The following is a 16,928-nucleotide window of genomic DNA, read 5'->3' as shown; positions in this document are numbered from 1 at the left end:
ATATACGGTCATCCGGGAATTACTGTTGATACACCGTGTAATCAAAACCCTGTAGGAGTGAGCCTGCTCGCGAAGAGGCCGGTACATCCGATACATACGCTGTGGCCGTAAGACCGTCATCGCGAGCAGGCTCACTCCTACAGTGATCGGGTGCATATCACTATCCAAGATAGGTGCTGTCTGATTAATTCGCTTCTTGAGATATCTGCTCGCGCGTAGTGTCGGCGGCGAATCACTTCAAATTCGTCCGCCGGAGCACCTGTTCACGTGAATTATGCCGATCGCAATCTTTCCTACTGGCGTCGCAACCTGGCTGTTTGTGTATTCGGTTCGTTCACCACGCTGGTAAGCCTGAGCATGCTGTTGCCGTTCCTGCCGCTCTATGTGCAACAACTGGGCGTCACCGAACAGGCCGATGTGGTGCAGTGGTCGGCCGTGGCTTTCGGCGCAACGTTCTTTGGCACGGCGATTACCGCGCCACTCTGGGGCCGGTTGGCTGATCGTTTTGGGCGTAAACCGATGCTGGTTCGCGCGGCCATCGGCATGGCGATCGTGATGTCGCTGATCGGGCTGGCGCGGGACGTCACCGATCTGGTGGTGTTGCGCCTGATCGCCGGGCTCATTGGCGGCTACGCATCGGCTTCGATCGTGATGATCGGCTCTCAGGTCCCTCGGGAAAAAGCCGGTTGGGCGCTGGGGGTACTGTCGACGGGAGCGTTGTCCGGCAATCTGATCGGGCCACTGGTGGGAGGATTTCTCCCGCAATTGGTGGGTATTCGTGGCACTTTTTTTGTTGGCGGCGCGATGATCGCTGTCGCGGCGATCACCACCATCGCGCTGATCCGCGAGGACTTCGATCGTGGGACGGACGGGGCCCGGCGCGACAAAAAATCCCCGGTCGAAGGTGTCAGTTCTCGCTGGCCGATCATCGGGGCGCTGCTGATGACGGCCATGATGGTGCTGCTGGCCAACATGTCGATCGAGCCGATCATCACCGTCTACATCGGACACTTGGGCGTGGCCTTTGATGATCAAGCGCGGATCGCCGGCGTGGTGATGGCCTGCTCGGCGCTGGGCAGCATTCTGACCGCCGCGAAACTCGGTGCACTGGCCGATCGGGTCGGCAGCTGGAACGTGATCATCGGTTGCCTGGTGTTGACCGGCATCGTCATGGTGCCCCAGGCCTTCGTCACGCAGTGGTGGCAACTGGCGGTGTTGCGTGGGCTGATGGGCATGACCATCGCCGGGCTGCTGCCGGCCATTGCCAAGCTGATCCGGCAATCGGTCGAGGATCACAACACCGGAAAAATCCTCGGCTATCTGCAATCGGCGCAGTTTTCCGGGCAGGTGATCGGGCCGCTGATCGGTGGCCAGATCGGTGCGCATTTCGGATTGCACCACGTGTTCCTGGTGACCGGCGCGCTGCTGGTAGTGAGCGCCGGGATCAACGGCTGGGTGAAAAGTCGCTTCTATGCAGTCTCGGCCGCTACAGCGCCCTCCAGATGAACGCCGCGCAGAAAGGTGGCCAGCGCGCTGGAGAGGTAACCGTCGAGGCGCCGCACGAACACTGTCTCCACTTCCGCCAATTCGGCGGGTAGTTCGTGCACGGCCACCAATCCCTCGCGTGCAGCGTTCGCGATCACGCCTCTGGGCAACAACGTAATCCCGACCCCGGCTGACACGCAGGCAATAATCGCCTCGATCGAGCCGAATTCCAGCGGCTCGGGCGCGAGTACGCCGAGGCTGGTCAACAGCGTATCCAGACGCTGGCGATAGGAACAGCCGAGGCGAAACACCACGGTCTTCAGGTTGTCGATGCCGGCGACATCTTCCAGGCGGTGCAGGGCCGGTGAGGTGACCAGCACCAGTTCTTCGCGGAAGGCGACTTCAGTGTGCAGCTCCGGGTGATTGACCGGTCCGACCACGAACGCACCTTCGAGCTTACAGTCGATGACGCCCTGGATCAGGCTGCACGTGGTGCCGGTGCGGACCACCGGGCGAACCTCGGGATAAGCCTTGGCAAACCGGGCGATCAGGTGCGGCAGACGCAGGGCGAGGGTGGTTTCAAGCGTGCCGATTTCAAGCACGCCTTTGGGATGGCCGTCATCGCGGGCGGCGCTGGAAGCATCGTGCAGCAGTTTCGAAAGGCGGGCGGCGAAGGGCAGGATACGCCGGCCCGCAGGCGTCACCTGCACACCCTTGGCGCTGCGTTGAAACAGCGCGACGCCGAGCTCGTCCTCCAACGAGCGAATCCGCGCCGACACGTTGGACTGCACGGTGTTCAGCTCGCTCGCAGCCTTGTTCATGCTGCCGTGGCGCGCCACCGCATCCACCACCTTGAGATCCGTAACATCCATCGAACTCACCTATCTCAAAAAGTAATAGCCAGCTGTGTATCTGAAGCATGGAAGAGATTAGGGCTGGCGTCTTGGAAAGACAAGCAAACGGCGGCTTTTGATTCACCAAAAACGATCAATGGAATCATAAATGATCATTTTACATGATCAAGAGGCGGGCATAGGTTGAAGGGGCACAGATACCGCAGCCAGTGGCGGATCGAGTCTGAATCTGAGGCTGTGGAACAACAATAACGCAACCACTGCTACACGGAGTCAACGTGAATCATGCATCTGAGTCAGCCAGAATCCGTAACCACCCCCGGTACAAGGACTTGGTCTCACGGCAGCGAAGATTCGTCGCCAGTCTTACCGCTGCAACCCTTGTCCCGTATTTCACGTTCATCCTCGTCGCCGCCTTCGCCCCTCAGCTACTAGCGACGAAGCTTTCCGCCACCAGCATCATCAGCATCGGTTGGCCTTTAGGTGCCGTGTTCATTGTCGGCGCCTGGTTGTTTACCGGGCTCTACATCCATCGCGCCAATGGCGAGTTCGATGACCTCACCGCAGAAATCCGCGCGGGGGCCATCGTATGAAACGCATCCTTGTGAACCTCATCCTGCCCGTGCTGCTGTGCGTATTCGCCGCTCGCGCCATGGCCGGCGACGTTATCCAGAGCGTCGAAAAACAGCCGATCAACATTACTGCCATCAGCATGTTCCTGGTCTTCGTCGTGACGACGCTTGGCATCACGTACTGGGCCGCCTCCAAAACCAAATCCATGGACGATTTCTACACGGCCGGCGGTGGTATCAGCGGCTTCCAGAACGGTCTGGCACTGGCCGGTGACTACATGTCGGCGGCCGCGTTGCTGGGCGTTACCAGCATGATCTTCTTCAACGGCTTCGATGGCGTGCTGTACTCGATCAGCTTCTTTGTCGCCTGGCCGTTGCTGCTGTTTCTGTTCGCCGAGCGCATCCGCAATCTGGGGCGCATTACCATCTCTGACATCGCTTCTTTTCGCCTCGATCAAAACCGCATCCGCACGATGACGGCCTTCGGCTCGCTGACGGTGGTGTGTTTTTATCTGGTGGTGCAGATGGTCGGGGCAGGGCAGTTGATTCAACTGTTGTTCGGTCTGCCTTACAACTATGCAGTGATCGCCGTGGGCTTGCTGATGGCGGTTTATGTCACCTTTGGCGGCATGGTCGCCACCACGTGGGTGCAGATCATCAAGGCCGGGTTGCTGCTGGTGGGTGGGACGCTGCTGGCGTTTCTGGCGCTGAGCAAGTTCGGCTTTTCCTTCGATCTGCTGTTCGAAAAAGCGGTGGCCGCGCACCGCGATGGCGAGCGGATTCTGCTGCCGAGCAAACTGGTAGCTGACCCGCTGTCGCTGATCTCGTTGTCGCTTGGACTGGTGTTTGGCACGGCAGGACTGCCGCACATCCTCATGCGCTTCTTTACCGTGCCGGACGCCAAGCAGGCACGCAAATCGGTGTTCGTCGCCACGGGCTTCATCGGCTTTTTCTACTTGATCGTGGCGGTGCTGGGCCTGGCGGCCATTGTGATCGTCGGGCAAGACCCGGCCTTCTACGAGGGCGGTAATCTGGCGGGCAAGTTGATCGGCGGCGGCAACATGCCGGTGATGCACCTGGCCAAAGCCGTGGGCGGCGATCTGCTGCTGGGCTTCATTTCCGCCGTGGCGTTCGCGACGATTCTGGCGGTGGTGTCCGGGCTTACCATGGCCGGCACCTCGGCGATCTCTCACGACTTGTATGTGATGGTGGTTAAAAAGGGCAAGGCCGAGGCCAAGGACGAACGCCGCGTATCGCGCATCGCTTCGGTGGGCATCGGTATTGTCGCGGTGGTATTGGGGATCTTGTTCAAGGACCAGAACATCGCTTTCCTGGTGGCGCTGACATTCGGTGTGGCGGCCTCGGTCAACTTCCCGATCCTGGTGCTCTCGATGTACTGGAAAGGGCTCACCACTCGCGGCGCGTTGATCGGCGGTGTCGCCGGGCTGGTGAGTGCGGTCGGGCTGGTCATTCTCTCGCCGGCCGTGTGGGTCAAAGTGCTGGGCAATGCCGACGCGATTTTCCCCTATGACTACCCGGCGATCATTTCGATGAACGTGGCGTTCCTGTTCACCTGGCTGGGCTCGGTCACTGATCGCAGCCATGGGGCAGGGCTTGAGCGCGAGCGTTTCGATGATCAGTTGATCCGCGCCCAGACCGGGCTCGGCGCCGCGCAGGCGGTCAACCACTAAGACCTTCGCGGTCAATCCTTTCCTGATTTGCGCACTCTGCAAAAGGAGTCAGCCATGCAACTTCGAGACAATGGCCTGAGATTTTCACCCATCACCGTCGCCCTGCACTGGGTCGTGGCGTTTGCGCTGCTGGCGATTTTCGGCCTGCAATTGTTTATCGGCCAAGCCTCCAGCGCGGCACAGCAACTGGAACTCGGCAGGCTGCAAAACCTGCTGGGTCTGATTCTGTTCCTCGTCTCGTCTTACCGGTTCTGGGCGCGGATCACCTCTTACCATCCGCTGCCGGTGGGCACGCCGAACCCTATCGAAGTGATCATCAGCCGCTCGGTGGCGGTGTCGCTCGCACTGGCTATGGTGCTGTTGCCGATCGCGGTATGGGCATCACGCTCTGCTGCCGGCGAAGTCGTGGAACTGCCCGGCGGCTTGTGGATTCCGGCAATCCTGCCCGTCAATGAGGCGTTGAAGCATGTGGTCGACGTGCTGTTCAACATCGGCGCCTCGGCGTTTCTCGCAGGGCTCGCGCTGCATATTTTCGGCGCAGTAAAAAATCACTTTCTCCTGAAGAACAACACGCTCAAGCGGATGCTGGGCAAACATGTGGAGCTGTGAGTCATGAACCAGGACAGATTCGATTTTGCCGGTAACGCCATCACCCGGCTCTGCGGCGTGAAGTACCCGATTTTTCTCGGCGGCATGGCGGCGATTTCCGGTCCGCAACTGGTGGGCGCGGTGGCCAATGCCGGCGGCATGGGCGTTATCGGTGGCTTGCGCCTGCCGCCCTTGGCCTTGCGCCGCTGGATACAGGAAACCCGCGCACTGACCGACCAGCCCTTCGGGGTGAACCTGGTGCCGCAGTTCGGTGGCCCGGATGTATTCGAAGCGCAGTTTCAGGTGATCCTCAAGGAAAAGCCCAAGCTGCTATCGCTGTTCTACGCCGAGAAGTATGCCGCCGACATGATTCCCCGAGCCAAGGACGCCGGGTTGATCGTGATGGTGCAAGCGGGGTCGGTAGAGCTGGCCCACATCGCCATCGCCCAAGGCGCGGACATCATCATCGCCCAGGGCAGTGAAAGCGGCGGGCATCTCAATCGAGGCACGATCGGCATCATGCCGTTGCTCACCTCGATCCTTGCTGTTTCGGAAGGGCGACCGGTGCTGGCGGCAGGTGGCATCACCCACGGCGACGACGTGCGGGCGCTGATGTCGCTCGGCGCATCCGGGGTGGTGGTGGGCACGGCGTTCATTGCCACCGATGAATCCAACGCCCATCCGTTGTACAAACAAAAAATCGTCGAGGCGACCACCGACGACACGGAGTACCGCACCGGTTATTCGTTCGGCTGGACCTACGGCACGCCGCACCGGGTGATCCCCAACCGGGACAAATGGAACCTGCTGCGCTTCATCGGCGGCGGCGCCCGGGCGATCGACAAGCCGCGGATGGCCGAGAAGTTGTCGCTGTATGCGGGGCAGGGTGTGGGCAAGATTCACAGCGTTGTGCCGGCGGCGGAACGGGTGGCGGAGCTGGCTCGTGGTTTGTTGGATGTGCCGGATCGGTCGTCGGTCGCGGAGATTGGCGTCACCGACTATGCCGCGACCGGGCGGTTTTTGAATGAGCAGAGAAGGTCGCTCGGCTGGTAGTGAGCCGGCATCCATGTTGAATGGGCGGGCCCTTCGCGGGCAAGCCCGCTCCCACAGGGTTGATGTCGTTCACAAACATTGCAGTCGACACAAAAACTGTGGGAGCGGGCTTGCCCGCGAAGGCGTCAGGTCAGTCGATAAGAGTGTTGACTGACCCGACCCACAGTTTCTGATTTATACCGCCGCCGGCCGGGCAATCTGCTGCTGCGCCAACCCAATGAACGCACTCATCGCCGAGGTGATCATCGTGTCATTGCGGCGAATGAACACCGTAGAAACGTTAGCGAATTCCGCCGGCAACGTGTGGCAGCGAATCGCATGCCGAACACTGCAATTTTCCGCGATCGCCTTGGGCAACAGCGTCACGCCCATGCCCGCCGCGACGCACGACAGAATGCCATCCAGCGTGCCCAGTTCCATGATCTGGTTCGGCACAAGCCCCACCTGATAGAACCAGTTTTCCAGTGTCGAGCGATAGAAGCACCCGGTACGGAAAACCAAAACGGTTTGCTGGGGCATTTTTTCGATCAGCGCGGGCAGTGTTTCGAATTGGTTGCTGCTGACCAGCACCAATTCTTCGTTGAACACTTCCTCTTGGGCCAATGCCGAATTCTGGTGGAAACCGCCGACGAACGCGCCGTCGAGCCGATGCGCTTCAATCGCCTTGATCAGCTCCACCGTGGTGCCGGTCAGCAGCGACAACTGCACCTCGGGAAACTGCTCGCGGTACTTGGTCAGCACTTGCGGCAAGCGAATAGCGGCGGTGGTCTCCATTGAGCCCAGGCGCAGCAGGCCGGTCGGGCTGCCCGTGTCCATCAGCGCGCTGCGGCTTTCTTCGGTCAATTGCAGGATGCGCCGCGCGTAACCGAGGAAGGTTTCGCCCGCCGATGTCAGCACGACCCCGGATTTCTTGCGGATGAACAGCTCGCGGTTGAGTTCGGCTTCCAGTTCTTTCACGCGCATGGTCACGTTGGACTGCACCGTATTCACCTGCACCGCCGCTGCGGTGAAGCTGCCCAACTCGGCCACGGCGCAGAAAATCTTCAGTTGGCGCATTTCCATGTTCGTTACCACCCATCATGAAAAGTGATTGTGGATATATTTAATGATCACTTTACGAGCTTTTCTGCGGATTAGTAAAGTGCTTGAAACGATATGAAACGAGCGTAGATCGACCATGAAATTGACTTCAAAAATTGACCATGTGTTTGCAGGAGGCTTGGGGTTGTTGAAACCTGAAGGGCAGCAAACGGGCATCTTCAAGCAACGGCACGCAGGACCGGTCCGCGTAGAGAATCATGGAATCGTCGGCGACCAGCATGGCGATACCCGCGTGCACGGCGGTCCGGAAAAAGCAGTCCATCAGTACGCGGCGCAAAACTATGAACGTCTGGCTCAGGCCTTCCCATACAGCGCACCGGAACTGACGGCGGGCAGCCTCGGGGAGAATATTTCTGCGTTGGGCCTATCGGAACTCAACGTGCACATCGGTGACGTGTTCCAGGTCGGCAGCGCGGTGTTGCAGGTGTCCCAACCGCGCAGCCCGTGCTGGAAAATCAATCACCGCTTCGATGCCGAACACATGTCGATGTTTGTCGCCAAAGAGCGGATCACCGGTTGGTATTACCGGGTCATTCAGCCCGGGTTCATTGAAGCGGGGGACCGGATCGAACTGCTGGAGCGGCACAGCGAACGCTTTTCCATCGACCAGTTCTGGCAGGTGCAGTTGTCGCATCGGCCTGTCATCGACGATTTGCTGGTACTGGCGGCCACTGCTGGGCTGGCTGAGGACTGGAAGCGGCGTCTGGGTGAGCGGGCGAAGTGGCTGCAGAAACGTGTTCACGAAATATGATCCATAAGATCATTAATCATCATTTTACATGATTCATTGGCGGGCCTACTTTGGCGATGTCGGGGCGTTGAACAGCCACCGGCCTCACAACAAAAAGAGATGGCTCTTATCCACCACCAGGGGACACCCGCCATGAGCAACCAGCCAGCAGACATCGCACATTACATTCACGGTCGCGCCGTGCCGGGCAATTCCGGTCGCGCGCAGAACGTCACCAACCCGGCCACCGGTTCGGTTACCGGCATTGTGGCCTTGGCCAATGTCTCGGAAGTCGACGCGGCGGTGCAGTCGGCCGCAGCGGCGTTCCCCGCCTGGTCGGCCACGCCGCCACTGCGCCGCGCGCGCATCATGTTCAAGTTCCTGGCGCTGCTCAACGAGCACCGCGACACGCTGGCGCAGATGATCACCCGCGAGCACGGCAAGGTGTTCACCGATGCCCAGGGCGAAGTGACGCGTGGCATCGAAGTCGTCGAATTCGCTTGCGGCATCCCGCAACTGCTCAAGGGTGACTACACCGAACAGGTCTCGACCAACATCGACAACTGGACCCTGCGCCAGGCCTTGGGTGTGGTGGCAGGCGTCACGCCGTTCAACTTCCCGGTGATGGTGCCAATGTGGATGTTCCCGGTAGCCATCGCCTGCGGCAACACCTTCGTGCTCAAGCCGAGCCCGATCGATCCTTCGCCCTCGCTGCTGATCGCCGAGCTGTTCAAGGAAGCCGGGTTGCCCGACGGCGTGTTCAACGTGGTGCAGGGTGATAAAGAAGCGGTGGATGCGCTGCTCGATCACCCTGAAGTCAAAGCCGTGAGCTTTGTCGGCTCGACGCCGATTGCCAATTACATCTACGAAACCGGCGCCCGCCACGGCAAGCGTGTGCAGGCACTGGGCGGTGCGAAGAACCACATGGTGGTGATGCCTGACGCCGATATCGATCAAGTGGTCGACGCCCTGATTGGCGCGGCGTTCGGTTCGGCCGGCGAGCGCTGCATGGCGATTTCGGTGGCGGTGTTTGTCGGCGACGTGGCCGACACGGTCATGCCGAAACTGGTGGAGCGCACCCGCACGCTGAAGATTCTGGAAGGCATGAACCTGACCGCCGAAATGGGCCCGATCGTTTCGTCCGCCGCGCTGCAACGCATCACCGGCTACATCGAACAAGGCATCGCCGAAGGCGCCGAGATGTTGGTGGACGGTCGTGGCTTTGATGGCGCGCAGGCCGGTGCCGATTGCGCCGAAGGCTTCTGGCTCGGTGGCACTATTTTCGATCACGTCACCCCCGAGATGAAAATCTACAAAGAGGAAATCTTCGGACCGGTGCTGGCGTGCATGCGAGTCAAGGATTTCGCCGAGGCGGTCGATCTGGTCAACGCCCACGAATTCGGCAACGGCACCGCGTGCTACACCCGCGACGGCCATATCGCCCGTGAATTCGCTACGCGCATTCAGGTGGGCATGGTCGGCATCAACGTGCCGATTCCGGTGCCGATGGCGTGGCACGGTTTCGGCGGCTGGAAGCGCTCGCTGTTCGGTGACATGCACGCTTATGGCGAAGAAGGGGTGCGGTTCTACACCAAGCAGAAGTCGGTCATGCAACGCTGGCCGAACAGCATCGCCAAGGGTGCCGAGTTTGCCATGCCGACTTCCAAATAGACTTTGACGTTTTCGGGTTGGAAGGCGTGCTGGCGCGGGCTTGCACGCTGTTCATTTGTCCCGGGGGGCGAGCTCTTCGCTCCCAATTTTTTCCAAGGTGAATCGCGATGCCATTGCTCAAGTTCGACATCATCCAGGGCCGCACCGATGAACAACTGCGCACCCTGCTGGATGGGGCGCACCAGGCCATGGTCCAGGCGTTTGACGTGCCGTTCAGTGATCGATACCAAAGCGTCACGCAGCACCGTGCGGGGGAGTTGATCCTGCACGACACCGGATTGGGTTACTCGCGCTCCGCCAACGTGGTGTTGCTGACGGTGATTTCGCGACCGCGCTCACAGGCGCAGAAAGTCGAGTTTTATCGCTTGCTGGCCGAACAGCTGCAAGTCGATTGCGATTTGTCACCGGACGATCTGATTGTCTCGCTGGTGGAAAACAGCGATGCAGACTGGTCGTTCGGCCGTGGCCGTGCGCAATTCTTAACCGCAGAGCTATAACGCTCACTCATCAGGTGCCGTCATGTCCAATCCTCTGTTATCGCTGTTGAACATTGAACTGCCGATCCTTCAGTCGCCAATGGTTGGTGTTTCCACACCGAGACTCGCCGCGGCGGTGTCCAATGCCGGCGGCCTCGGTGCCATCGGTATCGGCGCGAGCAATGTCGAGCAGGCGCGGGCGATGTTGCGCGAGACGGCGGCGCTGACGGACAAGCCATTCAACGTGAATCTGTTCTGCCATGAACCTGCCGTGCCGGACGCCGAGCGCGAAACGCAGTGGCTGAATTTCCTCGCACCGTTCTTTGCCGAGTTCGACGCAGCAGCGCCAGCATCACTGCGCGAGATCTACACCTCGTTCGTCGAAGACACCGACATGCTGCACATGCTGCTGGACGAAAAACCGGCGGTGGTCAGTTTCCACTTCGGCTTGCCGCCGCAACCTGCCATCGATGCGCTCAAGGACGCCGGCATCGTGCTGTTGTGTTCCGTGACGAATCTGGCCGAAGCGCAAGCGGCGGAGCGTGCCGGCGTGCACGCGCTGGTGGCGCAAGGTTATGAAGCCGGTGGACATCGCGGGGTATTCGACCCACAGCAGGACAGCGAGATGGGTACGTTTGCCCTGGTGCGTGTGCTGACCGAGGCGTGTGGGCTGCCGGTGATCGCGGCGGGCGGGATCATGGACGGCGCCGGAATCAACGCCGTCATGCAACTGGGCGCCGGCGCTGCGCAGTTGGGCACGGCGTTTATCCTGTGCCCCGAATCCTCCGCCAACAACGCCTATCGCGAAGCCCTGAAAGGCCCGCGTGCGCACCAGACCAAAGTCACCAGCGTCATTTCCGGTCGTCCTGCCCGGGGCATGGTCAATCGCAACTTCACCAGCCTTGAGGCGAATGCCCCGGCATTGCCGGACTATCCCATCGCCTACGACGCCAACAAAGCGCTCAACGCTGCGGCAGCGGGCAAGGCCAACACTGACTTCGCCGTGCAGTGGGCCGGGCAGGGCGCGCCACTGGTTCGGGAAATGCCGGCGGCGGCATTGGTGAAGTTGCTCGCCGCCGAGATGTAGGCCGAATTCGATCCACCGTCAGCGTTTATCGGACGAATCAAAATGCCGAGGATCACTGGCCAGTTCGCTGGCTAGAAAATCGGCAAACGCGCGCGCCGCCAGGCGCGTGGTGCGGCCCATGGGAAAGTAGGCATGCACCGGCAGCTCGGCCATTTTCCACTGCGGCAGAAGCTGTACCAATGACCCGTTCTCCAACTCCAGTCGGCAAGCCCAGGACGTTGTTGAGACGATGCCCAGTCCCCCTGCGGCGGCTGCCAGCGCACCGGCGGTGTCGTTGGTGGAAAACTGCGGGCTGAGGTTGACCGACGCCATTTGGCCGTCGTGCTCCAATTGCCAGGAAGAGACATGCGCACCGGCCGGACCGCCGACGATGCGATGCCGTTCCAGTTCTTCGGGGGTGCTGGGCGTGCCGTGGCGCGTCAGGTAGTCCGGCGAGGCCACGATCACTCGACGCATTGTGCCGATCAGCCGGGCGGTCCCGGACAGGTCGGGCAGAGTGCCCACACGGATGCCGACGTCGACGGCTTCCTTGACCATGTCCTGCCATTTGTCTTCGAGCATCAGTTCCAGGTGCAGCATGGGGTGACGTTCGGTGAAGGCGGACAGCCTCGGAATCACCACGCGGATGCCCATGGTCGAAGGCATGCCGATGCGCAGCAGGCCGCGTAACTCACCGGTTTCACGCACGCTGTTTTCGGCATCGTCGAGGGCGGCGAGGATCGGCTCCATGCGCGCCAGAAACTCCAGGCCGGCCTCGGTCGGGACCACCGCGCGGGTGGTGCGTGACAGCAGTCGCGCGCCGAGTCCCGCCTCCAGTTCGGCAATCATTCGCGACACCTGGGATTGTGTGAGTCCGCTCTCGCGTGCAGCCGCCGAGAAGCTGCCCAGGTGAGCCACGCGGGTGTACAGCCGCAAGCTGAGGATGTCTTTCAAAGGCATGCCGTTTCCTGTGCGAGCGAGCCGTGGCGGCGCGTGCGCGTAAGCGTCGATTAATGCGGAATCAGGATAGATGTTAGCCGAAATCGACCGCTACCGGACGTTCCGGCGGGAAGGGATAGTGGGTCCATCGGCGACGAAGCAGCACGCTTCCCCGAGCGGCCCCAACCCTTTCCAACAGGAATCCACCATGAACATCGAAAACTCCATTGCCCTGGTGACAGGCGCCAATCGCGGCATCGGCCGCACCTTCGTCGAAGAACTGCTCAAGCGCGGTGTGGCCAAAGTCTACGTCGCCGCTCGCGACACCGCCTCGCTGGCCGAGCTGCTCAAGAATGGCGATCGGCGTCTGGTGCCGCTGCCTCTCGACGTGACTGATCCCGACCAAGTCGCTGCGGCGGCCAGCGTCGCCAGCGATATCACGCTCCTGATCAACAACGCCGGGTATGCCGCGTTCGATGGCGCCATTTCCGCCCCGGATATGCAAGACGCCCGGTTGGAGATGGAAGTGAACTACTTCGGCCCTCTGGCGCTGACCCGTGCCTTTGCGCCGGTCCTGGCGCAGACCGGTGGCGCGGTGCTCAACATGCTGTCGATGTTGTCGCTGATCAGCCTGCCGATGGCCGCAACCTATTCGGCGTCCAAAGCTGCTGGCCTGTCACTGACCCGCAGTCTGCGCGCCGAACTGGCCGGGCAAGGTACGCAAGTCGTTGGTGTGCTGGCCGTGCAAACCGAAACGGACATGGGCGCCAAACTGCCGGAGCCGCGCCTGAGTCCGCTTGAGGTTGTCACCGACGCCCTGAACGCCATCGAAGCCGGGACCAACGACGAGGTCATCGCCGGCGCCCAGACACGCGGCATCTACCAAGCCTTTACCGCTGACCCGCAAAAGGTCCAGTCGATGATGTCCACCCGGCTGCCGCAACGCCATTCGACTAACTGAACCTTGAGGTGATTCATGGACTTTCTACAGACCCTTGCCCAGCGCAATGCGGCGTTTGCGAATTTGGATTTTTCTGCCGACCTGAAGATTATCCCGTCGCGCAAAACCATGATCATTGGTTGCGTCGACCCCAGAGTCGACCCGATGGATGTTCTTCAGCTCAAGCCCGGTGAGGCCGCGGTGATCCGCAATGTCGGCGGCCGGGTCAACCCGGCACTGCTGGAAACCATGGCCATCCTGCGCACCGTTTCGCGGGTCGGTGGTTCTGAGGTCGGAGAGGGCTGGAACCTGATCCTCCTGCATCACACCGACTGCGGCATCACCGGTTGCCTGCACCACGCCCCCGAACTACTGGCGAAACACATGGGTGTTGCGCCACAGGAATTGGCGGCACTGGAAATCGACGATCCCTACAAAGCGGTCGCGGTGGATGTGGCGGCACTGAAGGCCAATCCAAACCTGCCCGGCGGCTTCACCGTCACGGGTCTGGTCTACGACGTGGCCACCGGCCGAATCGACACGGTGGTGCCTGCCGGCCCGCTGAGAACCGAATAAACCAACACCCTCACTTTTTTGTATTGGAGACAGACCATGAAAACCTTTTTGATTACCGGATCTACCGGCGATACGGGCACCCCGACCGTCAAGTACCTGCTCGAACAGGGCCATCGCGTCAAGGCTCTGGTTCGTCGTGAAGATGAACGTTCACAGCAATTGAAGGACTTGGGGGCCGAAATTTGCGTCGGCAACCTGCTGGATCTGAAATCCCTGCGTCCCGCCATGGAAGACGTCGATGGCGCGTACTTCTGTTATCCGTTGAGTGATGGCCTGGTGGAAGCGGCAGCGCTGTTCGCTCAGGCGGCGAAGGAGCAGGGCGTCAAACACATCGTCAACATGTCCCACAAACAGTCGCGGCCCGACGCCCGCAGTCAGGCGACGTTGAACCACTGGATGTCGGAACAAATCTTTACCTGGTCCGGCATTCCCTCCACGCACCTGCGGGTGACTTTTTTCGCCCAGTGGATGCTCTACATTGCGCCGTTCATCCGTGAAGGTCGCTACCTGACGCCGTTTGACGCCGACAGCCGCTTCGCGCCGCTCGCCGCCAGCGACATCGCACTGATTGTCGCCAACATCCTGCTCAAACCGGAAGGCCACGGCGGCCAGGCGTACCCGCTGCACGGCCCGATCGAATACAGCCATGCAGAATTGGCCGGTTTGTTGAGCGAGACGCTGGGCAAGCCTGTGCGCTATGAACAGGTTTCTGTCGAAGACTTCGTCAAGCAACTTGGCATCGACGCAGATCCTGCATTTGCCGTGCATTTCAATGCGGTGAAAATCGACCAGCGCGAGAAGCGCCTGGAAGGCCTCGACAGCACCGGCACGGCTATCATCGGGCAGGCGTTGCTGACACCGGCGCAGTTCATCGAACAGCATCGGGCGCAGTTGGCGTAAGCGAGGGTCGTTGAACACGGGTCGGGTTCGCTGCAAGGCTGTCCGGCCCGTTTTTTCTCGCCGGGAAATCATGGGTGAAACACGCAAGGTGCGAGGTCTCAAGCGGATTCTTAGTAAGTCGCTGTTTTTTCAATAAAATAATTTTCCTTCGGGGCTTCCCAGACGTAACAAAAGTTGTTAAATTTCCGCCCACTTTCACACAGCGCCAACGGCGTATGCAGTGAAGGGGAGCAAGCGTTCGCATTGCTCGTATCAGATACAGGGGCGTCGCCAAGCGGTAAGGCAGCAGGTTTTGATCCTGCCATGCGTTGGTTCGAATCCAGCCGCCCCTGCCATTTTTCAAAGCTGATGGATGTTCATGCCCTAAGGCTGACGATCCGCCAGTTCTTCCAGCAGATCTGCTGAAGGCACAAAAAACAAACCACCGGTCACAGCCGTGCTGAAATCCAGCAAACGGTCGTAGTTGCCTGGCGGTTTTCCGACGAACATGTTTTCCAGCATCTGCTCAAGCGGAGCGGGCGAGCGTGCGTACCCGATGAAGTAAGTGCCGAACTCTTTGGCGCCGGGGCGACCGAACGGCATGTTGTCGCGCAGGATTTTCACTTCCTGCCCGTCTTCGGTGATGGTCGTCAGCGCGCTGTGCGAGCTGGTCGGTTTGACCGAGTCATCGAGCTCGATATCGGAGAGTTTGGTTCGCCCGATGACCCGTTCCTGCGCCTCGACGGACAAGGCGTTCCACGCGTCCATCTTGTGCAGGTACTTTTGCACCAGCACATAGCTGCCGCCGGTGAACGTCGGATCTTCACTGCCGACGATCGTGAAGTCGACGGCCTTGCGACCCACCGGGTTTTCGGTGCCGTCGACGAAGCCGATGATGCTGCGCATGTCGAAATAGCGAAAACCCTGAACTTCATCGACCACCGATACCGCATCGCCAAGCGCTGTGAGCAGTTGCGTCGCCAGTTCGAAACACAGGTCCATATGCTCGGCACGAATGTGCAGCAGAATATCGCCGGGCGTCGCGACAGCTCGACGGCCCTCTACGCCGAACTCACGAAAGGCATGCAACGAGGCCGGCCGCGGGGCGCCGAACAGGCTGTCCCAGGCGCTGGCGCCAAACCCGCAAATACACGACAAATTGCCCGAGGGCACACGCTTGCCCACCGAGCGTGTGAGGCCTGCGATATCGGCGCACCAGCCGCGCACTTTCTCGGCCGCATCGCTGCCGGGAACCAGGGTTGCGACGATGAAAATCGCGCTGCGGGTGATGGGGCTGCAGATCGATTGTGGCTCGGGGGTCTCGCTATCCATGGGCATCAGCGTTGTCATAGAACGTTTCCATGAGCGTTGGATGAGGTAGCAAGACATTAGCAGAAATCGGATTGACGTCAGTTGCTCCACAACACGAAAGACGCACGCGCTCACGCGGTGCGTCTTTTTTCGTTTGAGGTTTTGCTTTCGGTGTTATTGAGCTGCCACCTGGCTCTTGTGGACCGCTTGAATGATCACTTTGGCAACATCGCCCGGACGCGATTGCTGAGGTACATGGCTGGTCTTCAGCTCGGTAGTTTGTGCGCCGATTTTCTTGGCGAATGCGCGTTGCAAGTCGGGCTGGATCATGTGGTCTTCAGCCGCTACGACATACCACGACGGTTTGCCTTTCCAGGCTGCGACGCTGGTTTTGTCGTCAAACGCCGAGGCGCGAATCGGTCCCTGTGTAGCCGCCATGATTGCGGTCTGCTGTGCAGGCAGGTCCTGGGCAAAACCTGTCGCCATGCCTTGCGGGGTCATGTAGAGAAAGCCGTTTTTGTCGGCGGCAATGTCTTTCACGCCGGACGGCGCCGGGTAGTCCTTGCCCAGGTCTTTGCTGGCTTGACCGGCATCCGGCGCGAACGCGGCGACGTACACCAGGCCGCTGACCTTCTTGTCGGTGCCGGCCTGACTGATTACCGTACCGCCCCAGGAGTGCCCGACCAGGACCACGTTGTCGCCCTGGTTGTTCAAGACGCGCTGGGTCGCCGCCACATCGTCGGCCAGCGAGGTCAACGGATTTTGCACCACGGTGACCTTGATGCCTTCAGCCTGCAACAGCGGTACGACTTTGGCCCAGTCGGAGCCATCGGCGAAGGCGCCGTGTACGATGACCACCGAAGGTTGCGCGGTGGCGGCATGGCTTGCTGCGGTAAACAGCGAAGCGGTCATGGCGAGAGCGAGGGCGAGCGTCTTGGGTTTGAACATGGTCAAATCTCCTGTTTTTGGTGAGGTCCAGTTTCATCAATGTCCGCA

17 protein-coding genes and 1 tRNA gene are annotated in these 16,928 nt (G+C 60.4%); 13 read left to right on the top strand and 5 right to left on the bottom strand.

The window, feature by feature from the left end:
• Positions 1-267: 267 nt before the first annotated feature.
• Positions 268-1,506 (top strand): MFS transporter, encoded by a 1,239-nt coding sequence (locus tag V6Z53_RS19370; protein ID WP_338581224.1) that lies wholly within the window; start codon positions 268-270, stop codon positions 1,504-1,506.
• Here the strand turns inward: V6Z53_RS19370 and V6Z53_RS19365 are convergent.
• Complete coding sequence (locus V6Z53_RS19365; RefSeq protein WP_338581223.1) at positions 1,470-2,357, bottom strand: LysR family transcriptional regulator; 888 nt, start codon at positions 2,355-2,357, stop codon at positions 1,470-1,472. The two genes, V6Z53_RS19370 and V6Z53_RS19365, sit on opposite strands and share 37 nt — an antisense overlap.
• 260 nt (positions 2,358-2,617) lie before the next feature.
• Between V6Z53_RS19365 and V6Z53_RS19360 the strand changes: the two genes are divergently transcribed.
• The 4 genes from V6Z53_RS19360 to V6Z53_RS19345 are packed head-to-tail and all read left to right on the top strand — an operon-like array spanning position 2,618 to position 6,243.
• Positions 2,618-2,932, top strand: a complete 315-nt coding sequence (locus V6Z53_RS19360; protein ID WP_338581222.1) for a DUF485 domain-containing protein — start codon at positions 2,618-2,620, stop codon at positions 2,930-2,932.
• Complete coding sequence (locus tag V6Z53_RS19355) at positions 2,929-4,602, top strand: cation acetate symporter (RefSeq protein ID WP_338581221.1); 1,674 nt, start codon at positions 2,929-2,931, stop codon at positions 4,600-4,602. Before V6Z53_RS19360 ends, V6Z53_RS19355 begins: the two co-directional genes overlap by 4 nt.
• Before the next feature lie 54 nt (positions 4,603-4,656).
• Positions 4,657-5,211 (top strand): cytochrome b/b6 domain-containing protein, encoded by a 555-nt coding sequence (locus V6Z53_RS19350; RefSeq protein WP_338581220.1) that lies wholly within the window; start codon positions 4,657-4,659, stop codon positions 5,209-5,211.
• Between the two features lie 3 nt (positions 5,212-5,214).
• Positions 5,215-6,243, top strand: coding sequence for a nitronate monooxygenase (locus V6Z53_RS19345; RefSeq protein ID WP_338581219.1), 1,029 nt, complete (start codon positions 5,215-5,217; stop codon positions 6,241-6,243).
• 174 nt (positions 6,244-6,417) lie between these two features.
• Here V6Z53_RS19345 and V6Z53_RS19340 read toward each other — a convergent pair whose 3' ends face one another.
• On the bottom strand, positions 6,418-7,305 hold the full coding sequence (locus V6Z53_RS19340) for a LysR substrate-binding domain-containing protein (protein WP_338581218.1): 888 nt from the start codon (positions 7,303-7,305) through the stop codon (positions 6,418-6,420).
• Between the two features lie 163 nt (positions 7,306-7,468).
• Here V6Z53_RS19340 and V6Z53_RS19335 point away from each other — a divergent pair, with 163 nt between their 5' ends.
• The 4 genes from V6Z53_RS19335 to V6Z53_RS19320 all read left to right on the top strand — a co-directional run bounded on the left by V6Z53_RS19335 (position 7,469) and on the right by V6Z53_RS19320 (position 11,308).
• Positions 7,469-8,095, top strand: coding sequence for an MOSC domain-containing protein (locus tag V6Z53_RS19335; RefSeq protein ID WP_338581217.1), 627 nt, complete (start codon positions 7,469-7,471; stop codon positions 8,093-8,095).
• Between the two features lie 132 nt (positions 8,096-8,227).
• Positions 8,228-9,745: a CoA-acylating methylmalonate-semialdehyde dehydrogenase gene (locus V6Z53_RS19330; RefSeq protein ID WP_338581216.1), complete on the top strand. Its 1,518-nt coding sequence runs from the start codon at positions 8,228-8,230 to the stop codon at positions 9,743-9,745.
• A 107-nt stretch (positions 9,746-9,852) separates the two neighbouring features.
• The gene (locus tag V6Z53_RS19325; RefSeq protein ID WP_338581215.1) at positions 9,853-10,242 is read left to right on the top strand and encodes a tautomerase family protein; all 390 of its coding nucleotides are present in this window, start codon (positions 9,853-9,855) and stop codon (positions 10,240-10,242) included.
• A gap of 22 nt (positions 10,243-10,264) precedes the next feature.
• On the top strand, positions 10,265-11,308 hold the full coding sequence (locus tag V6Z53_RS19320; RefSeq protein WP_338581214.1) for a nitronate monooxygenase: 1,044 nt from the start codon (positions 10,265-10,267) through the stop codon (positions 11,306-11,308).
• Between the two features lie 18 nt (positions 11,309-11,326).
• Here V6Z53_RS19320 and V6Z53_RS19315 read toward each other — a convergent pair whose 3' ends face one another.
• Positions 11,327-12,247: a LysR family transcriptional regulator gene (locus tag V6Z53_RS19315; protein ID WP_338581213.1), complete on the bottom strand. Its 921-nt coding sequence runs from the start codon at positions 12,245-12,247 to the stop codon at positions 11,327-11,329.
• A 187-nt stretch (positions 12,248-12,434) separates the two neighbouring features.
• On the opposite strand from V6Z53_RS19315, the gene V6Z53_RS19310 reads away from it, so the two are divergent.
• From V6Z53_RS19310 to V6Z53_RS19295, 4 genes are all read left to right on the top strand, one after another.
• Positions 12,435-13,187 carry an SDR family NAD(P)-dependent oxidoreductase gene (locus V6Z53_RS19310; RefSeq protein WP_338581212.1) on the top strand — a complete coding sequence of 251 codons (753 nt, stop codon included), beginning with the start codon at positions 12,435-12,437 and terminating at the stop codon, positions 13,185-13,187.
• Positions 13,188-13,202: 15 nt separating this feature from the next.
• A complete protein-coding gene (locus tag V6Z53_RS19305; protein WP_338581211.1) occupies positions 13,203-13,742 on the top strand; it encodes a carbonic anhydrase in 540 nt (179 codons plus the stop codon).
• Between the two features lie 36 nt (positions 13,743-13,778).
• Positions 13,779-14,642 (top strand): NmrA family NAD(P)-binding protein, encoded by an 864-nt coding sequence (locus V6Z53_RS19300; protein ID WP_338581210.1) that lies wholly within the window; start codon positions 13,779-13,781, stop codon positions 14,640-14,642.
• A gap of 260 nt (positions 14,643-14,902) precedes the next feature.
• Positions 14,903-14,977 (top strand) — tRNA-Gln (locus V6Z53_RS19295).
• Between the two features lie 28 nt (positions 14,978-15,005).
• Here V6Z53_RS19295 and V6Z53_RS19290 read toward each other — a convergent pair.
• Positions 15,006-15,959 (bottom strand): Dyp-type peroxidase, encoded by a 954-nt coding sequence (locus tag V6Z53_RS19290; protein WP_338586526.1) that lies wholly within the window; start codon positions 15,957-15,959, stop codon positions 15,006-15,008.
• Positions 15,960-16,106: 147 nt separating this feature from the next.
• Positions 16,107-16,880 carry an alpha/beta hydrolase gene (locus V6Z53_RS19285; RefSeq protein WP_338581209.1) on the bottom strand — a complete coding sequence of 258 codons (774 nt, stop codon included), beginning with the start codon at positions 16,878-16,880 and terminating at the stop codon, positions 16,107-16,109.
• Between the last annotated feature and the right edge of the window lie 48 nt (positions 16,881-16,928).

The sequence above is a fragment of the Pseudomonas sp. MAG733B genome (assembly GCF_036884845.1).
Classification (GTDB): Bacteria; Pseudomonadota; Gammaproteobacteria; order Pseudomonadales; family Pseudomonadaceae; genus Aquipseudomonas.
This window is presented reverse-complemented; position numbering and strand designations above follow the sequence as displayed.